Source organism: Pseudomonadota bacterium, from assembly GCA_018817425.1.
Classification (GTDB): Bacteria; Desulfobacterota; Desulfobacteria; order Desulfobacterales; family RPRI01; genus RPRI01.
In genome coordinates this window covers 1-18,459 of record JAHITX010000007.1, presented here as the reverse complement: position 1 = coordinate 18,459, position 18,459 = coordinate 1, and the positions used below count along the sequence as shown (strand labels likewise).

Below are 18,459 nucleotides of genomic sequence, written 5' to 3'. Positions count from 1 at the left end.
ACTTATTACTTTTTTGATTTGTCATCTTAAAGTCTGAATAGTTCTGACAGGCCTTTTATAAAAAGATGAATCTATAATTAATTCCTTTTTTAAAAACGGATTCTTTATATTAATTCTGCCATTCCCACTTGAATATGCATATTTTAGTCCGGTGAAATTGAAATCTCTATCAACTTCCCGCACTTCAATTAAAGGAAAGTTATTAATATCATTTTTACTGCAACGATTGCATACAAGATTGCTAATTGATGATTGCCTGCCCGAACGAGCATTAGAGCCTTTGGGCCAGATTTTTCTAATGGGATTAAGGCAGTCATTATCATCATAACCTAAAAGAATATTTAATTCTACTGTTTCTCCTGTGGTCATTTTGTATAAATACCACTTGGAATTTCCTCCTGTTTTATTATTAAAATTAGAATCAGGATTGTTTTCTAAAACACTGTTTTTTAATTCAGTCAAATTGGCAAATTTATGTCTGGGCACTATTTCCCAAAAACCTCTGGCATAAGTTCTGAACTTCTTCTTGTTTTCGTTCTTACTTACTCTGCCAATAACAACATAATAGCCATAATTTTGTAAAGACGTTAAGTCAAAAAATGAAAATCTCACTCTTGATTTATCAGAAGTAGAGAATTCTTTCTTATTGCCATCAATTAATCTATAAGGAATATTATCCCAGAAAGATGGATAGCGCATCGGATATTCCAAATGCCGATCAGTATTGTCACGATCTTTATCTATACTTCCGGAAAAAGCATCTCCAAAATATTTATAATATCCATAGGAAAAACTTTTATAAGTTCCTGCATTATCACTTAGCCAATGTCTTTTTCTTCCTTTCATAAACATTACATGTTCTTTCATATCATTATCATTTTCCCATTGAGGGAGGTTGTTTTTAGTCATCAGCATATGTGGTCTGGAAGCAAAATCATAATGCTTTAGGTATTTAGAATTATCCGAGCTTTGAAAAATATCATATGTAACTTTAAAACGATTATATTTTCCGCCGGAAATATTCATAAAGTCATTCGTAGCAAAATAAAATTCCGGAGCAGATTCTACATTTTTACCGCGAATATAATTATAGCAATGTTCATCAAAATATCTTGGACCCTGGTGTGCTTTGTAATGGTCGGTTGAATAACGGGCCTGCATTCTGGCCCAATAGCCATTGTGTTTATTCAACATGAAATCGTGAATAATATCCGGAATACGATAATCTAATAAAGAAGCCCATAAAGCATGTCCTGATGAATTGGAAAAATTATTAAAAAATGAGTTTTCCCAATTATAGGCTCCACTCAAAATCCCCATCATAAAAATTACTCCATCATTTTCATACAAGCCTAATTTTTTGGCGTAATCACTGTTTCTGCGATGAGGTCCAAATCTTTTGCCTTGAAAAGATTGAAAAGCAAATTTAGTAGACAAATAGTCTAAAGCATTTCCGGCTCCTTTTTTCAGATTAGAATTGTTTGCAAAAGAAAATATGTTTAATAAAGCATGCATGGAAAGTGCCTGGTATGGTCTGCCATTAGTTTCAAAAAATCCATTATGAACAATTCTTCCCGTGGCTTGAAGCAAAAGATCTTCTACTTCTTTATCCTGGTTAATAAAATTATTTCTATTGCCGTATTTTCCGGTTCTTAATCTATTATCATTTCTGGGATTATCTGATACCCATTGGTTAGTTAAATACTGGGAAGAAAAAATCATTAAAATATGGTTTTCCGTTTCCGGGTAAGTGATTCCATGATGTATAACTTTCTTTTTATCAGTTGATTGCCCCATGTAATGGCTCAATCCTTTATCAACAATATTAAAACAGGCTTGATTCGTTAAATACTTGGAATCATTTTTAAATAAGTATAATAAGGAAATCATTTCTTTCATTTTCATATCATAATTACCATCACCATGAGTTGCAGTTCCGGCAATTCCAATTTTTTTAATTGTGGTTGTCCAGGTTTCAACGATTTGAGGGAAATTTGCAGGAGGCATGTATCTGTATAATGGTGCAGCGCCTGGAGATGTAATTTGATTTGAATCATTTTCTTTTAGAGCTATTAAACCGGCAGCTATTCTGCGAAAAGATTTAGTTCCGGCATCATCTTTAAAATTTCCGATACCATTTCTATTTAGATCCCAAAGCCATCTTTCAATAATGGCTTTTTGCCTGGATGAAAACTCATTGATAGCAGCAGTAACATTGCTTGGAAGTGAACGAGCCTGGACATTTTCATTAATCAGGAAAACAGCAAGCAAGATAAGTAATAAACAAAAGCTATAGTTTACATTTTTACAAAATTTCATAATTAATTCCTATAGAGTTGGTTATTTAAATCCTAAGTGATATTGCAGATATTTCAAGCAGCTATAGAGTATTATGGAAAACTTGTCAAATACTATAAGCATCTATGTAAGTTATCAAAGGATAAACTCCAAAATGATATAGGTGTTGGGAGAATAGTAAATAGAGTATACGAGATTATATCTAATGTGGTTGAAATGCAGGGATCAGCAATTGTTCATTTGCCGTATCAACATATCTGAAAATATATTGTAATTATCCACAGGGGCGGGTAGAATTTACTGTCTGATACTGTGAATAGTTAAAAAACTTGTGAGTAAAGTATGAACAATAAGGGTAACAACATATGAAGCGAAAGTATAAAATTAGAAATAAAGTACTTCTCCGAACAATTGGGCTCATAATATTTATATGCTTGCTTCAGGCTTGTAACTCTGAAATCCCGCTTATCAAAGATATGGATGCTTTATTTATGATGCCTGAGCGGATAGATTCAAAAGAAAGAGATAATGTGACCGAAGTTGTGCAGAGGTATTTTCCACCAGGTATGAAATTGTCTGATGCCCTGAAGGATCTTGATGAACAAGGATTTGAAATATATGAGTACCAAAAGAAAGGTTTCCGCAAATGGCCGAATGGTGAATTAAAGCCATATAAGGATAAAAATCATGCGAAAATGGGTGCTACGCCAGGAATAAAAGTTAGTTACTTTGCTAAAAAGGTATACGGCTCTATCTATATTTTGGTAACAAAACATGCAAGAATTACAATTAATTCAAATGATGGAGAGAAAATTAAATATTCCTATGGGCAAATAGTATTACTTGGAATGTAACGCCTGATTATTCTTAAAATTGCCAGGTTATTTTTGTGTAAACTCCGCGCTCAACCTCGGATGGAGAGTGATTATCACGGTCGGTTCCCCATTCACTATGGCTGTAATCAAACAGATTCTGGCCAACAATCGACAGTTCTAAGTTATTTAATATCTTCCATCCAATACGCAGATCTAAAGTTAAATAGCTGCCGACATTAAGGCCTGAAAGATCATCGACGTAACGTGTCCAAAAATCAAGCTCTACATTGTTTGAAATGTCCATTGTTGATCTTAAGGAAAATTGGTGTATGGGACTTTGATCCTCTGCTCCTTCAGATCGTGTATCATTACTTTTGGCATTCGGAGTTAAATCCATACTTAGATACGTATAAGCTCCCTGAAGGCGCCACCAATCCAGGATTCTGTAATCTGAAGCAATTTCTACTCCATAGGTTTTGCCATGCATCAAATTATCTATTGTATTAGGAAGTACAAGGTGTGCCGGTGCGGGGGAACTCTCAAAATAGGGCGTGTCTGTTTCAAAAGTTCTAAGATTTTTGTAATCATTATAAAATAAAGCAATATCAAAACTTAAGTTGTTTTTTGGTTGAGTGCGATATCCAAGTTCATAGGCAATTACTTCTTCATGTTTGAGATCGTCATTACCGAAGACGCTCAATAAGATAGGAGTACTGCCGGGTATAACAACAGGATTGTGACGGCTGTCATGTTCTATGCGATCAGGAGTTCTTACTGCTCTTGATATTGATGCCCACAGTGAATGCTTCGCATAAGCTGTCCATGCTATTTTGGCGCTGGGCTGAAGCTCAAAGCCTGTATAGTCATTGTGCTCAAATTTAGTTCCCAAAGTAAGTATAAGGCAATCTTTTAAAAGTGTGATAGAATCTTGTAAAAAGCCGCTGTATAATTGATTAGTCGATTTTTCCGGATCAAATGAAAAAAAGAAGGTATCACTAAGTTCATCATAGGTTAACCGATATCCCAATCCCCAAACGATTTCATGCATTTGATTTAAAACCAACCGGTTCTGAAAGTCGAAATCAAACGTATCTCTTTTTTCTTTTAATCTTAAATTATTACGGTCTGTACGGTCATAGTATATCTGCATTTGCAAATCGGAATCATTGGCAAAAGAGTGTTGCCAGCGCGCAAGAATATTAGCTCCTGTCATATTGGAATCATCTTCTACAGTTTGGGTGAAAGGGGGATTTAATTGAGGTACTTTGAGAAGCTCTCCCGCTTTTGCGTCATACATATCTCCAAGAAATGTCAGCGTGTTAGAATTCGATAAATTGGAATCTATGCGAAATCCTGCCCGATAGGCATACCAGCCGTCATTGGAAGGATCACCCGCAGAATCAATGGCATCGTCTTTATTAAAGTATTTAGCATAGGCCCTGTAATAGCTTTTATCGGAAAGATTTCCACCGTATCGAATTCCTGTAAATGCACTCTCCTCTGTTCCGATCCCGGCTGTCAATAATTTCCCCTGGGTATCTTTTGCCTTTTTGGTTATGATGTTGATAACACCGTTTACCGCATTAGCTCCCCAAAGGCTTCCTCCAGGGCCACGTATTACTTCGATCCGGTCAATGTCTTCTATTAAGGTATCTTGTATATCCCAATAGACTCCTGAAAATAAGGGGGAATATACTGTACGACCGTCGATGAGAACAAGAAGCTTGGTGGCAAAGCGGCCATTAAAGCCTCTGGCTGTAATAGCCCATTTATTCGTATTGATTCTTGAAACTTGAAGCCCAGGAACCATTCGCAGGATTTCAGGGATATTTGTAGCCCCGGAGCGTCTTATATCTTCTGTTGTAATGGTAAATACTGCGGAAGGAGCTTCGAATAGTTTTTGAGGCTTTTTTGCTACTGAAGTTACTGTGATTTCCACATTCATGAGTTCTTCAAGAGTCAATTCAGTAAGATCAAAACCTGGTTTTTGGGTATATTTGCTGTCGCTTGCCCAGCAATCAGGAGTTATGATTATATGGAGCAAGATCCAAAACAATATTGCCGCAACCGGCATGGTTGCCAAAAAAGTGTGTCGGAGACATTTATTAAGAAAATAATTATTTTTGTTAGTGTTATAAATCACACTATAACTCCACCAACTCCTAAGAAAATCTTTATGTTGCAGGGGCTAAATACAATATTATACCTATCATTATGTTTATATCGGTATATATCACTAAAACTTGAAGAATGGAGGTCTATGATTTTGAGAATTACGATATGTGGTAAAAACAGAGTAGGTTTGATAAAAAGTTCAGAAAGCAAAACATAAAATAATAGCAAAACCTGGGCTATTTAATAATTTGCAAGCGATGCTTTTTGATCCGCCAGTTATCAAATGCCTTAAGGTGATCCAAAAGATCCTGGCACTCCACCCTTAGTAAAGTGACTTTCCAGATGTTAGATGGTACAACGCGATCACTAAACAGATCAAAAATACTTTCTTGCCCATTTTGATCCATTGCCTTCAGTAACTCGGCAAGTGTTTTAGCGGTTGTTAAATAATCCCTGATATCTAAGGTGTTTAGGACAATTTCTTTTGCCAGAGATTTTAGTTTATGGTAAACGCCGGGATTATTATTAATGGCATTTTGGGTTGCCATTAATACATTTTCCCAGCGTTTTTCCAATTCATTAATTGTGAGATTATCTTCCATGGTAAAGTATTGGTCAGGTGTTAAATTTCCTATTATCTACATGGCTGTTTCCGGATGGAATACATTAACTTCTTTCAGATCATCTCCCAGGTATTCCCTCTCGTTTGGCCCAAGTATTCCCAAAGAAAGACAAATTAGAGTCCACAAATGTACAACAGGATAGTTGCCGCCGTAATGTTCACTTAGTTCATGAATCTGGGCATGGCAGTTATGGCATCCCGCTATACAATAGTCCGCTCCTGTGGCCTTAATCTGGTCATCTTTTAGCTTTCCGTACTGAAGACGCTGCTCCTTAAACCCCGATTGCAGGAATCCGCCGCCGCCGCCACAGCAGTAGTTGTTTGATCTGTTAGGCTGCATATCAATAAAATTTTCCTCACCTACAACGGATCTTACCACAAACCTCAGATCCTCAGCAATGGGATCGCCATAGCTCTTTCTTACAATCTGACATGGATCTTGTACAGTAAATTTTATTTTTAAGTCTTTGTTCCAGTCGGAATTAACCTTCAATTTTCCTTCTCTGATCCATTTTGCATAGTATTCATAGATATTTTTGACAACAAAATTATGTTCGAGATTGAATTTATTCAGTCCGGCCCGGACTGAGAAAGTAACGTGGCCTCACTCTGTATTAAGAAAGGTTTTACACCCCAATTTATTGGCCTGATTGACAGTGGTACGTGTAATATGTTCCCAAGCCTCGTCATCTGAAAGAAACATACAGTAGTTTTCACCGGCCCAGCCATGGCTGCCGTATGTCCAGTCTACACCTGCCAGATGTAGTATTTTCCATAAGGGGACCATTTCATCCGGTTCTGTGACCGGTTCTCTCGAATTTTGATTCAAAAAGAATTCTGCCCCTTCTTTATCGATAGGAGCTTGCATATCAGCAAACTCGGGTTGGGCTTCCCGGTATTCTTCCAGCACATCTCCTACAACAAATATAAAGTCTTCCGGGGATGTACCCATGGCGCTGGTGCTTTCATTTCTTAATGCCATATCGCATGAGCCGATAATGCCTTTTGGCCGGTCTTCTCTTGGCCGAAGTTTTCTTGCATTATATATTAATTGAGGAATATCTATTTTCATGGGGCATACATAGACACAACGCTGACACATGGTGCACATCCATGGCCAATTTGATTTTCCAATTTCCTCATCCATACCAAATGCGGCCATGCGCAAAAATTTACGTGGGTCCATGCCATCTAAGCTTGTAGCCGGACATCCTGAAGAACATGCGCCACAGGTTAGGCAAAGGTTTAAATTACCGCCTTCAGGTAAAATTTCCTTAACCTTGTCAATAAATATGGATTCTTTTTTCCTGCCTAACTTTACGACATCATCTGCCATCGATTCCTCCTCCTGTTCCGCTCTTTTATGAGTATCTATACAAAATCAGCGATAATTATAATTTGATAATGTACAATCCATTCTTATAGTTCTTTATAATGGTTAGCATAAACCATGCCGGAGCGTAAGAAATATTAATAATTTAAATATGAAGTAAAATTAAATAGATATTATATATGGATCGGGATAGAAATTTTGATATAATTGCAATATTGCAAATAAGGGAAAGGATGAATTGCAAATCAGCAATGGTATCTATCATATCAGGGTTATCGTTACAGTAATCACCCGATCGGCTGATAGGTAGCCAAAGCCCTAATGGTATCTGGAGTATGTGGGATATAAAGCCAATGCTATAAAAGATTTCTATATATCATTTTTCGGTATTGAGAACTTCTTTTATACATTTTGCGATTTCAACAGTTATGCCGGGCAGAGCGCTTAATTCTTCTATTGCTGCTGCCCGGATTTTTTTTATGCTTCCGAAATGTTTTAAAAGCATTTCTTTTTTCTTTTTACCGATTCCATTTATGTCATCAAGAGCGGAGTGAATTAATTTTTTGCGGATTTGCTTTCTATGAAACGATATTGCAAAACGATGCGCCTCATCTCTTATCCTCTGCAAGAAAAAAAGAAGATCTCTTTCTCTTCCAAAGTTAACAGGATTGGATCTGCCGGGCAGATATATTTTATCTTCTGCTTCGCCTTTGCTTTCATCTTTTTTTGCAATTCCTATAAGTTTAAATTTTCCGGTCAAGTTCATATCGCTTAATATTTTTGACACTATACTAATATGTCCTTTTCCGCCATCTATCATAAGAAGATCGGGATAGATTATTTCATTATTTATACGGAATCTTCTTTTAAGTGCTTCAGCCATATAGGCATAATCATTGTGTTCTTTTACTGTTTTTATGGAATACTTTCTATAAAATGACTTTGCCGGTTTTGCATTTTCAAATGCAACCATGGCTGAAACAGGATTAGTGCCCGAAATATTTGAGTTGTCAAAGCACTCAATTCTTGTTGGTATTTTTTCCATTCCAAGCCGCTTTTGAAGCCGTTCAAGAAGATCGGTTGATGATGTGATTGAAGATATTATTTTTTGAAGCTCATTTTGTGCATTGTAAAGCGCCATTTTTACAATTTCAAAACGCTCTCCTCTTTTGGGTGCATAGATTCTGACTCTATTTCCTTTAAGCTCGCTTAACCATTCTTCAATCAAGGTAGCATCATCCATTTCTGATGATACTATTACTTCTTCAGGAATAGTATTTATCTTTTCGTAATACTGTCTGATAAATCCACCCAGCATTTCCGAATCGGAAATAACGGTTTCTTTAAAGTTAAAGTGCCTTGCATCCTGTAAATAGCCGCTTCTGACAGGCAAAAGGGTAATTACAGAAAGATCGTTGTCTCTTACCGTTGCAAAGACATCTTTGTCCATAAAATCGTTTGTTACTGCTATCTGTTTTTCAAGAGTTTTTTGAATGGAAAACATTTTATCCCGGTATGCTGCCGCAAGTTCATAATCCTGTACCTGTGAAGCTTTTTGCATTTTATCTTTTATATCTTTAATAAGAGCAGGAGTTCTTCCTTTTAAAAAAAGAATTACTTCTTTTACAGCTTCCTGATACATTGACTGATCTATTTCATTACAGCATGGACCAAAACACATTCCTATCTGGAAATTCAAGCATGGACGGGCTCTTTTTTTAAAAGCGCTTGTTGTGCATTTTCTAAGTTTAAAAGTCTTGTGGATAAGCTTTAATGTCCGTCGAACCGCGCCAGCCGAAGAAAAAGGGCCGAAATATATAGCATTGTCGGTTTTGGGTTTTCTGATAACGGTAAGATGCGGATATTTACTTTTTATATCAAGCCGAAGAGACGGATAGCGTTTGTCATCCTTTAAAATCACATTGTAGCGCGGTTTATATTTTTTAATAAGGTTTGATTCAAGAATCAGCGCTTCTTTTTCGGTTCCTGTGATTATTGTATCAAAAGATGCGATTTTTTTTATCAGAACTCCGGTTTTTAAATCCATTTGCTGATGGCGGCTTGAATCGGAAGAAACAAAATATGAAGCAAGCCGTTTTTTTAAATTCAGGGCTTTTCCTACATAAATTATTTCTCCACCGGCATCTTTCATAAGATAAACGCCGGGGCTTGTTGTAACTTCTGATAATTTTTCCGATAAAACATTTGGCATGACTTATCAATACTCAAAAACCATCTTTTTCTTTATCGCCATGATATTATCTCTTAGTTCGGCAGCCTTTTCAAAATCCAGTTCGAAAGCCGCTTTTTTCATTTCTTTTTCAAGGCTGAAAATAATATCATCGATATTATTTGTGGATTCATATTTTGAAATTACTTCCGATACTTTATCTGCACCATATTTATCGGATTCGGATGAATATTGAAACAATGGTGTAATTGCTTTTTCAATGCTTAAAGGTGTTATGCCGTGTTTTTTGTTATATGCTTTCTGGATTTTTCTGCGCCTTTTTGTCTCGCCAATGGCCTGTTTCATTGAATTGGTTATGACTTCGCTATACATTATTATACTGCCGTTTATATTTCTTGCCGCACGTCCGCTTGTCTGTATAAGTGATCTTGCCGAACGAAGAAAACCTTCCTTATCCGCATCCAGTATGGCTACAAGAGAAACTTCCGGAATATCGAGTCCTTCTCTTAACAGGTTTATACCGATAAGGACATCGAATATGCCTTTTCTTAGATCCTGAATTATTTCCATTCTTTCAAGCGTTCCGATATCAGAATGAAGGTAGCTTACTTTTATACCCAGATCCGAATAGTATTCGGTTAAATCTTCAGCCATTCGCTTGGTTAAAGTGGTTATCAGCACTCTTTCATTTTTTTGTATTCTTGCAAGGATTTCTTCAAATAGATCGTCCACCTGGTTTTTTGCGCTTTTTACTTGTATAGGAGGATCTAAAAGCCCTGTAGGTCTTACAATAAGCTCTGCAACCGATCCTTTTGCCTTTTCAAACTCAAAATCAGCCGGTGTTGCCGAAACATATATTACCTGAGAAATTCTCGATTCAAATTCATCAAACCGTAAAGGCCGGTTATCAAGGGCGGATGGAAGCCTGAATCCGAAGTTAACAAGAGTTTCTTTTCTGGATCTGTCGCCTTTATACATTCCATGCAGCTGTGGAACAGTTATATGGCTTTCATCAATAAACAAGAGGTAATCTTTGGGGAAATAATCCAGAAGGGTAGGGGGGGCTTCTCCGGCTGATCTTCCTGTAAGATGCCGTGAGTAGTTTTCTATTCCATTGCAGTATCCGATTTCCTGCATCATTTCTATATCAAAATGGGTTCTTTCTTCTATTCTTTGTGTTTCAATATATTTATTTTCATTTCTAAAAAACTCTATTCTTTCTTTGAGTTCAAACAATATAGTATCAACAGCTCTTTGAAGAGTCATTTTCTGTGTGACATAATGACTGGCCGGAAATATGGCAGTACTATTCAAACTTTTTGTAATTGATCCTTTAAGTGGATCAATTTCTGATATATCTTCAACATCATCACCGAAGAAATTTATACGGATTGCCTTGTCTTCTTCGTATGCAGGAAATATTTCCACTCTGTCGCCTCTTACCCTGAAGCTTCCCCTGAAAAAATCTATATCATTTCTTTCATAGTGCATTTCTATAAGATTTTTTAAAAATTTATCCCTGTCGAGTTCCATATTTTTTTCAATATAAACTCTCATTGAAAGATAATCTTCGGGAGCGCCGAGTCCGAATATGCATGATACACTCGCAACAATTATCACATCTCTTCTGGAGAGAACCGAGCGAGTTGCGGAATGCCTTAATTTATCTATCATGTCATTAATGGACGAGTCTTTCTGGATGAAGGTATCACTGGAAGGAATATATGCCTCAGGCTGGTAGTAGTCGTAATAGCTTACAAAATATTCAACAGCGTTTTCCGGAAAAAGTAATTTAAACTCGCTGTATAACTGGGCTGCAAGAGTTTTGTTAGGCGCAATCACAAGAGTTGGTTTGCCGGTGTTTGCAATAACATTTGCCATTGTAAATGTTTTACCGGAACCTGTTACACCGAGAAGCACCTGGTGCTTTTCCTCTGATTCTACGCCTGCACTCAATAATTTTATTGCTTCGGGCTGATCACCCTTGGGAGTGTATTCCGATATTAATTTGAAACTGTTCATAAGTTTAGGTGTTAAACTTCCATATGCTTCCTTCCGGCCTGTCTTCAACTGTAATATCCATACCGGCCAGTTTATCCCTTATCTGGTCTGCTTTTTGCCAGTCTTTTGCTTTTCTTGCTTCAAAGCGTTCTTTTACCAGGGCATCGATTAAAGACGGATCAACAGCTTTTTTTTCTAGTAGCTTGCTTTTTTTCTTATCAAAATAAATATCAGCAGGTTCGGAAAGTATGCCTATTACTTCAGCCATTTTGCGGGTGTCAGTATAAATTGAAGAGATTATCGTCTTTATTTCATCAGGTATAATCTTGCTGTTTTCATCAAGCAGGCGGTTTACATGACGAATGGCATCAAACATGTATCCTATGCCCTTTGCAGTATTAAAATCGTCATCCATTGCATCACAAAACTTTACCCAGTAATTTTCCAAATAATGGGCGGCATCTTTTTCTTTTATATCTTTAAGTTCTCCAACACGCTTTATCGTGGAGTAGATTTTATCAAGCGCTGCTTCAGATTCTTCCATAGCTTTATCGTTAAAATCTATCGGGCTTCTGTAGTGATTTGATAGAAGAAAGAGGCGGATGGAATCAGGATGAAATGATTTAAGCATATCTTTAATCAAAAGAAAGTTGCCAAGAGATTTTGACATCTTTTCATGGTTTATATTTACAAAACCATTGTGAACCCAGTACTTCGCAAAGGGCTTATCATAAGCGCCTTCCGACTGGGCGATTTCATTTTCATGATGGGGGAAAATAAGATCCTTACCTCCTCCGTGAATATCAAAGGTTTCTCCAAGATAAGCGCTGCTCATTGCAGAACATTCAATATGCCAGCCGGGTCTTCCATTGCCCCACGGGCTTTCCCAGTAAGGTTCTCCCGGTTTTTGAGATTTCCAAAGTGCAAAATCAAATGGATTTATCTTTCTTTCATCAATTTCTACTCTTGCGCCTGCTTCCATATCTTCAAGCTTGCGACCGGAAAGTTTTCCGTAATCTTTAAACTTATCAACTGAATAATATATATCCCCATTTATCCTGTATGCTATCTCTTTTTTCAGCAATATTTCAATTAATGCTATTATATGGTCTATATGTTCAGTTGCTTTAGGTTCTATTGTTGCCCTTTCAATATTTAAGGCATCCATGTCTTCATAAAATTCCTTGATATATCTTTCGGCAACTTCATGAGAATCAATACCAAGCTGAACAGCGCGGTTTATGATCTTGTCATCAACATCGGTAAAGTTTCTTACATAAGTTACCTCAAATCCTGCTACCTTCAGATATTTTGAAATAACATCAAAAACTATTACGGATCTTGCATGACCTATATGACACGAATCATATACTGTAGGGCCGCATACATACATGGTTACCTTGCCCGGCTTAACAGGCACAAAGGGCATTTTCTTTTTTTCTATTGTATTATATATACGAAGGGACATTTTTCTCCAATCAAACAAATAATTTATAACTTTATAAAAACTTAAAAACGACTTATTACGATTCTACCTTCATTAATCAACATTTCATATAGATAAAATATTATTATTAGTCAATCAAAGCAGTACACATAGCCGCAATACCTTCTCCATTTCCAATGACTCCGAGTCCTTCCGTAGTTGTTGCCTTGACATTAACAAGCTTTTTGTCAATACCTGCAGTAAGTGCTATGCCGGCTTCCATATCGGCTTTATAAGGAGATAGTTTAGGCTTTTCGGCAAAAACTGTTAAATCAATATTTATTATAATATACCCTTTACTTTTTAACATAGCACAAGTTTTTGCAAGAAGTTTCAAACTGCATATATCTTTATACTCAGGATCTGAATCAGGAAAATGCATTCCAATATCACCGAGACCGGCAGCTCCTAACAAAGCATCACAAACCGCATGTACCACAACATCAGCATCCGAATGACCAAGCAGTCCTTTTTCAAATGGGATTAATATTCCGCCGAGAATAAGTTTTCGGTGGTGAGCCAGCTTATGAATGTCATAACCAATACCAATACGCATTTAAAATTAACTCCTTAAATAAATTTGGATTTATATGCCAGCACGGCCAAGGCATCATAAATGTTTTTCAACAAATTGTCCACAACGGTATTTATATCATTTCTCAAAAAATAGTGGTGGTCAAATAATAAGGCCGGACAGTATTTCTGCCCGGCCTCAATATTTGACCTTATTTTATTGTGGTTAAATAAGGTTGTTTTGTTTTTTTGTTAAAAAATAGGTTTAAGTTCAACCCGGCGGTTTTTTGTCATTCCTTCTACAGTATCATTGGGTGAAGCAGGAACTAAAGACCCAAATCCTTTGGCTGTGAGTTTTGAACGATTTACCCCTTTCTTTACAAGATATTCTAAAACTGCTTTAGCCCTGTTTTTCGATAGTTTCTGATTAAATGTTTTAGATCCACGATTATCGGTATGTCCCTGGATCTCAAACTTCATACCAGGATTATTTATAATAATGGCTACTACATTATCTAAAATCGGAAAAGATTGGGGCAATATGTTCGATTTCGCCGTATCAAAATATACTCCTTCAAGTACCCAGCATCCTCTGGAATCTACTTTAGCGGCTTTTGGTGTGTTGGGGCATTTATCCGAAGGATCAAATACGCCATCACCATCCGTATCCTGCGGGCATACTTCAGGTGGGCAACCGTTTTCATCAACTTTTACGCCTTTGGGGGTATCGGGGCATTTGTCAAGATAATCATATACTCCGTCACCATCAGTATCCAATGGGCAGCCATCTTCATCAACTTTTACATCTTTGGGGGTATCGGGGCATTTATCCAGATAGTCATATACTCCGTCACCGTCAGTATCTAATGGGCAGCCGTTTTCATCAACTTCAACACCTTTAGGCGTATCGGGGCATTTATCAAGATAATCATATACTCCATCGCCATCGCTATCGGGCGGGCAGCCATCTTTATCAACTCTTACACCTTTGGGAGTATCAGGGCATTTATCCAGATAATCATATACTCCATCACCGTCACTATCTGCTTTAGGCGTTTCTTTTTCTCCACCAAATAAAAACGATAAACCTGCTGTGCATAATAGATTATTTTGTGAATTGCCGAAAGGAAGAACGTGCCTTACATCTCCACGTAGTGCTATATCATCTGTAAGATAATATTTTAAACCTGCTCCGTAATTAGCTAAAAAATCGGTGTCTGTCGTTCCGTTTGTTGGATCAATTGTAATTGCTCCAACGCCAGCTGCAAGATAAGGAACGAGTTTGCCAAAGCTTGTTATATTATACAGACCATCCAATTTATAAAGATAACCACTTACTTCAGTACCATTATCGTTTTTAAGCTCAGAATCAATATAATTAAATGATCCTTCCACAGCCACATTTTTGCTAATGCTGTAACCAAGATTTATACCGGTTGTAATTCCTTCTTCTAGATTCTGATCTCCTTCAAAAAAATAACCGCCGATATTTGGTGTAAGTGTAAATGCACCTTGTCGTTCAGCGGCAATACTTAAAGATGTAAATAGACTTAGCACGGCAAAAATAGTAATACACAGAGTGAAACCCCTTTTCTTCATTATGTTCCTCCTTTTTAGCAATATTATAAGTAACTAACTAAAGTATAATTAAAAGATTAACGCAAATTGTTACTTAATAAATTTATTATAAGAGATAAGTAAATTAATGCAAATAGAATATTGATGGATTTAGTAAATAAAATCCATCAAAGAAAACTATGGCTATAAATCCTATACTGGTGAGATGTAACCGCTCGAACATTTAAGTATGAGCTTTTAACTTAAACGATGAAATCATAGATCTTTCTGACGATCCTATCAGTGAAGAGGAATATTTTTTGAACCCTGTTTGCAGGTCCTGCAAGCGCATAAATTTTATTGCCAGTGGAGTTGATGAAGGAGATTTCCAGGCATTAATCGGCTTTATTTTTTTTCTTCTGAAAAATTCGGTTTTGACAAGAAAATTAATATCACCTTGCACAGGCTGATAATATATATAGCCGTTTTTTATTGATACAGGCATGTTCAAGCCATATTCTTTAAGCAGTAACCACGATTCATAAGGCTTTGGGTAATGATTAAAGTTCTTGTTAAGAAATTTAATTTCATGATTTTTTATGCTTTTTAAACGGAATCCCTCAATGATAACATTTCTTCCGAGTTTATTATCAAATGCTGCCATGCCTCCTTTTTGAGGATTATGGGAGTTGTTATTAACAATTTCCATTAGCATTCTATATCCGTCTTTCCCTTTTTTCAGTGCCAGAGCCAAAGCTTCATGATCAGCTGATTCAATAAGGTATCCTAAATCTTCTACATTATAAGATATTTTATCATCCATTTGCTTTAGCGTTTCTCCAACTTCATCACTTGTAAGATAGCTCCTTTGTCCTTTGTTATTAATGATAAAGATCTGATAATCCATAGTTTGCTGCATGGCCAGCTGGCCATGGTTATGAAGCCGTTTGGGTGAAGTTTCGTCATATATAAACCGGCCATTTACAATATTGATGCCGTGATATGCTTCCTGAACCATAAAGAATATATTATCTTGATCAAAACCAAAAAATTTGTTTTCCATAAATTCATTAATGATTTGATTACTGCTGAGTTCGTTAAGCACTATAAGCATTTTTTGATTTGAAAGTACTTTTTTGGGGTTATGATTATACTTTTTTGCAAGTTTGACAATATCGAATGAAAATTGAAGCATATGTCTTGTCCCGAGGGAAAGTGGCAGAAGTCCTTCAGGATAGCAGCCTGATTGGAGTAAGACTTCTTCTTTAGAAATAGTCACGCCTTTTTCCCTGGAAATTAATTTTGCGATTTTATCAATAGACAGATCTCTTGAAATATTGATCAGATATTTAGTGCCAAGGCCAAGTCTGGTTGCTTCTCCGGCAAAAGCGTGTTCTGAAAATAATTTTCCTTCAAAAATACATTTAAGTGCTCTATCCCTGTCGGCATCTGTCAAGCAATTTTTATCCAGAATACAGACGTCTTTCAATTCTTCAAGGGCATACAGGTTTTCATATACGTTGATATCATTTTCATTTTGCTTGATTTCAGATATCGATCCAAATTGACAAAGATTGTATTTAGCCAGATTAAGACAATATTCGATATAGTCAGTATTATCTTTGAATAAAAATACTTCATCTCTTCTTGCAGGTAATGCCGAATTCATAATAAAAATTCCTTTTCATTTCTTATTGCCTCTTAATGAAGTCCGTTTATCTCAGGCCGCAGTATGCCAAGTTTATGCATCTTTGCTCTTAAAGTGCTTGGGTGGAGGCCCAAAATCATCGCGGCCCCGCCCTTTCCATTGATGCGCCATCTGGTTTCGGAAAGTATTTTAAGAATTTGGGTTCGCACCGTCTCTTCCAGGGTTCTCATGGTAGATGACAATGGGTGGGATGAAATCTCCAGTTTATCCGCCAGTTGCAACGTCGGACCTGGGCACAGGATCACGGCCCGTTCAATGATACTTTCCAGTTCCCGGACGTTCCCGGGCCATGGGTAATCCTGCAGCGCCTTCATCGTCTTCTTCCGGATTGACGTGATCTGTTTCCCCAGTTTCCTTGAGTATCGCTTTGTGAAGGCATGGGCCAAAAGCGGGATGTCTTCTGCTCGCTGCCGTAACGGAGGGACAGTGATAGGGAAGACATTGAGCCGATAGTAAAGGTCCTTCCGAAACCGGCCCTTGCAGACATCTTCCTCAAGGTTTCGATTGGTCGTTGCCACGATGCGCACATCGACTTTGATAGTATGAGACGAGCCCAGGCGCTCAAACTCGTTATGTTGTAACGCCCGGAGCAGCTTGGCCTGCATCTCCAACGGTAGTTCCCCGATCTCATCGAGACAAAGGGTGGAGCCATCGGCGATCTCGAACCGGCCTATCTGCCGGTTATCGGCTCCGGTAAATGCCCCCTTCTCCCTGCCAAACAATTCGCTCTCTATTAAATTGTAAGGCAGGGCGGCACAGTTGACCGTGATCAATGGCCTTTCCTTACGGGAACTCATGTCATGGATGGCGGAAGCGATCAACTCTTTTCCTGTACCTGTTTCCCCGAGAATGAGGATCGTTGTGTTCGCAGGGGCGACCTGCTCCGCTCGATAGAGGACATAACTTAAGCCGTCGCTTTGGCCGATAATATGCTCAAATCGATGTTTCATTTTGTTCTCTTGACGGGAGTAAACATTCTTGGTTTTAAGTTGGTCTTTCGTCATTTTAATTTCAGAGAGTGCTGTCCTGAGCCCGAATGTACACGTCTCTTTTCGGTGTTTTAGTTCGTTATGTTTTTTTTGCAGTGTCTTATCCATCTTCCTGCGCTTTTGTTCCGTAAGATCAGTGACCATGCACACCGAACCGTGTATATCCGTGCGCTGAGGGGTATTTGTGGAAAGTAAGACAGGTATGGAATTTTTATCTCCGGACTGAAAGGCAAGTTTCATCTTACTGTTCTCCTTTTCTCTTTTTCTTGCCGGTAAAGCCGAATTCATAGTGTGAAATTCCTTTCTATTGATATGCTATTAAGAAGTAAGGATTTTTCTCGGGGATTAAATCGTTTGCTTTATCTCCTGTAAACCAACATGAAGCAGGACGTATATCCAGGCTATTAAGACTTTTGCGGAAAACCTCGAGCCCGAAATTGTTGATCTGCTTTAAAGCACTGGTATGTACGAATAGCTTATTAGTATAGCATAACTTACTAATGAAATTTATTAATTCATGTGCTGAATTTCCATCGAAATCGCCGAATAATTTCAGATGAACATTATCACTGTTTCTAAAAACCTGGATTTTAAAATTCGCTGCCATTATATATTCTCCCAATAAACTTTAAATTAAATTGTTGATGGCACAGCAATATCAGCCCCAGCCACATCAGCTGCTTCCACCAGTTTCAGGCCAAATTGTTTAGCTCGGTTTTTCATGTTTTTTATTATTCTCTGTTTATATTGCATCTCATAATGTTCTACTCCTTTATCTACGTATTCAGTCCCATTCTTAAGCATGCTATAAACAAGCCGGGCCAGTTTGTG

Annotated in this window: 14 protein-coding genes; 1 reads left to right on the top strand and 13 read right to left on the bottom strand. The window is 37.4% G+C overall.

Annotated elements, in window-relative coordinates; all coding sequences use genetic code 11:
- Positions 1-21: 21 nt before the first annotated feature.
- The gene (locus KKC46_01385) at positions 22-2,319 is read right to left on the bottom strand and encodes a hypothetical protein (protein MBU1052462.1); all 2,298 of its coding nucleotides are present in this window, start codon (positions 2,317-2,319) and stop codon (positions 22-24) included.
- Positions 2,320-2,663: 344 nt separating this feature from the next.
- Between KKC46_01385 and KKC46_01380 the strand changes: the two genes are divergently transcribed.
- A complete protein-coding gene (locus KKC46_01380; GenBank protein MBU1052461.1) occupies positions 2,664-3,152 on the top strand; it encodes a hypothetical protein in 489 nt (162 codons plus the stop codon).
- Positions 3,153-3,165: 13 nt separating this feature from the next.
- On the opposite strand, the gene KKC46_01375 is transcribed toward KKC46_01380, so the two are convergent.
- From KKC46_01375 to KKC46_01320, 12 genes are all read right to left on the bottom strand, one after another.
- A complete protein-coding gene (locus KKC46_01375) occupies positions 3,166-5,256 on the bottom strand; it encodes a TonB-dependent receptor (protein MBU1052460.1) in 2,091 nt (696 codons plus the stop codon).
- A 208-nt stretch (positions 5,257-5,464) separates the two neighbouring features.
- Complete coding sequence (locus tag KKC46_01370; protein ID MBU1052459.1) at positions 5,465-5,830, bottom strand: hypothetical protein; 366 nt, start codon at positions 5,828-5,830, stop codon at positions 5,465-5,467.
- A gap of 36 nt (positions 5,831-5,866) precedes the next feature.
- Entirely contained in the window at positions 5,867-7,186 is a 1,320-nt protein-coding gene (locus tag KKC46_01365; protein MBU1052458.1) for a (Fe-S)-binding protein, read from the bottom strand.
- Between the two features lie 373 nt (positions 7,187-7,559).
- A complete protein-coding gene (gene uvrC, locus KKC46_01360) occupies positions 7,560-9,395 on the bottom strand; it encodes an excinuclease ABC subunit UvrC (protein ID MBU1052457.1) in 1,836 nt (611 codons plus the stop codon).
- 6 nt (positions 9,396-9,401) lie between these two features.
- Positions 9,402-11,396, bottom strand: a complete 1,995-nt coding sequence (gene uvrB / locus KKC46_01355) for an excinuclease ABC subunit UvrB (protein ID MBU1052456.1) — start codon at positions 11,394-11,396, stop codon at positions 9,402-9,404.
- A 4-nt stretch (positions 11,397-11,400) separates the two neighbouring features.
- Complete coding sequence (gene cysS, locus KKC46_01350) at positions 11,401-12,843, bottom strand: cysteine--tRNA ligase (protein ID MBU1052455.1); 1,443 nt, start codon at positions 12,841-12,843, stop codon at positions 11,401-11,403.
- A 106-nt stretch (positions 12,844-12,949) separates the two neighbouring features.
- Positions 12,950-13,417 carry a 2-C-methyl-D-erythritol 2,4-cyclodiphosphate synthase gene (gene ispF / locus KKC46_01345; protein ID MBU1052454.1) on the bottom strand — a complete coding sequence of 156 codons (468 nt, stop codon included), beginning with the start codon at positions 13,415-13,417 and terminating at the stop codon, positions 12,950-12,952.
- A gap of 209 nt (positions 13,418-13,626) precedes the next feature.
- Positions 13,627-14,973 carry an outer membrane beta-barrel domain-containing protein gene (locus tag KKC46_01340; GenBank protein MBU1052453.1) on the bottom strand — a complete coding sequence of 449 codons (1,347 nt, stop codon included), beginning with the start codon at positions 14,971-14,973 and terminating at the stop codon, positions 13,627-13,629.
- 202 nt (positions 14,974-15,175) lie between these two features.
- Complete coding sequence (locus tag KKC46_01335; protein MBU1052452.1) at positions 15,176-16,600, bottom strand: hypothetical protein; 1,425 nt, start codon at positions 16,598-16,600, stop codon at positions 15,176-15,178.
- A 32-nt stretch (positions 16,601-16,632) separates the two neighbouring features.
- Positions 16,633-17,916, bottom strand: a complete 1,284-nt coding sequence (locus KKC46_01330; GenBank protein ID MBU1052451.1) for a sigma-54 dependent transcriptional regulator — start codon at positions 17,914-17,916, stop codon at positions 16,633-16,635.
- Positions 17,917-17,932: 16 nt separating this feature from the next.
- A complete protein-coding gene (locus tag KKC46_01325) occupies positions 17,933-18,235 on the bottom strand; it encodes a hypothetical protein (GenBank protein MBU1052450.1) in 303 nt (100 codons plus the stop codon).
- Between the two features lie 26 nt (positions 18,236-18,261).
- On the bottom strand, positions 18,262-18,459 hold a 198-nt coding region (locus KKC46_01320), incomplete at its 5' end, for a hypothetical protein (GenBank protein ID MBU1052449.1).

Excerpts from the sequence above, each read along its gene's own strand:
- uvrC (MBU1052457.1), bottom strand. The coding sequence starts at position 9,395 with ATGCCAAATGTTTTATCGGAAAAATTATCAGAAGTTACAACAAGCCCC.
- KKC46_01335 (MBU1052452.1), bottom strand. The coding sequence starts at position 16,600 with ATGAATTCGGCATTACCTGCAAGAAGAGATGAAGTATTTTTATTCAAA.
- ispF (MBU1052454.1), bottom strand. The coding sequence starts at position 13,417 with ATGCGTATTGGTATTGGTTATGACATTCATAAGCTGGCTCACCACCGA.
- uvrB (MBU1052456.1), bottom strand. The coding sequence starts at position 11,396 with ATGAACAGTTTCAAATTAATATCGGAATACACTCCCAAGGGTGATCAG.
- KKC46_01340 (MBU1052453.1), bottom strand. The coding sequence starts at position 14,973 with ATGAAGAAAAGGGGTTTCACTCTGTGTATTACTATTTTTGCCGTGCTA.
- KKC46_01330 (MBU1052451.1), bottom strand. The coding sequence starts at position 17,916 with ATGAATTCGGCTTTACCGGCAAGAAAAAGAGAAAAGGAGAACAGTAAG.
- KKC46_01370 (MBU1052459.1), bottom strand. The coding sequence starts at position 5,830 with ATGGAAGATAATCTCACAATTAATGAATTGGAAAAACGCTGGGAAAAT.
- KKC46_01380 (MBU1052461.1), top strand. The coding sequence starts at position 2,664 with ATGAAGCGAAAGTATAAAATTAGAAATAAAGTACTTCTCCGAACAATT.
- KKC46_01385 (MBU1052462.1), bottom strand. The coding sequence starts at position 2,319 with ATGAAATTTTGTAAAAATGTAAACTATAGCTTTTGTTTATTACTTATC.
- cysS (MBU1052455.1), bottom strand. The coding sequence starts at position 12,843 with ATGTCCCTTCGTATATATAATACAATAGAAAAAAAGAAAATGCCCTTT.
- KKC46_01325 (MBU1052450.1), bottom strand. The coding sequence starts at position 18,235 with ATGGCAGCGAATTTTAAAATCCAGGTTTTTAGAAACAGTGATAATGTT.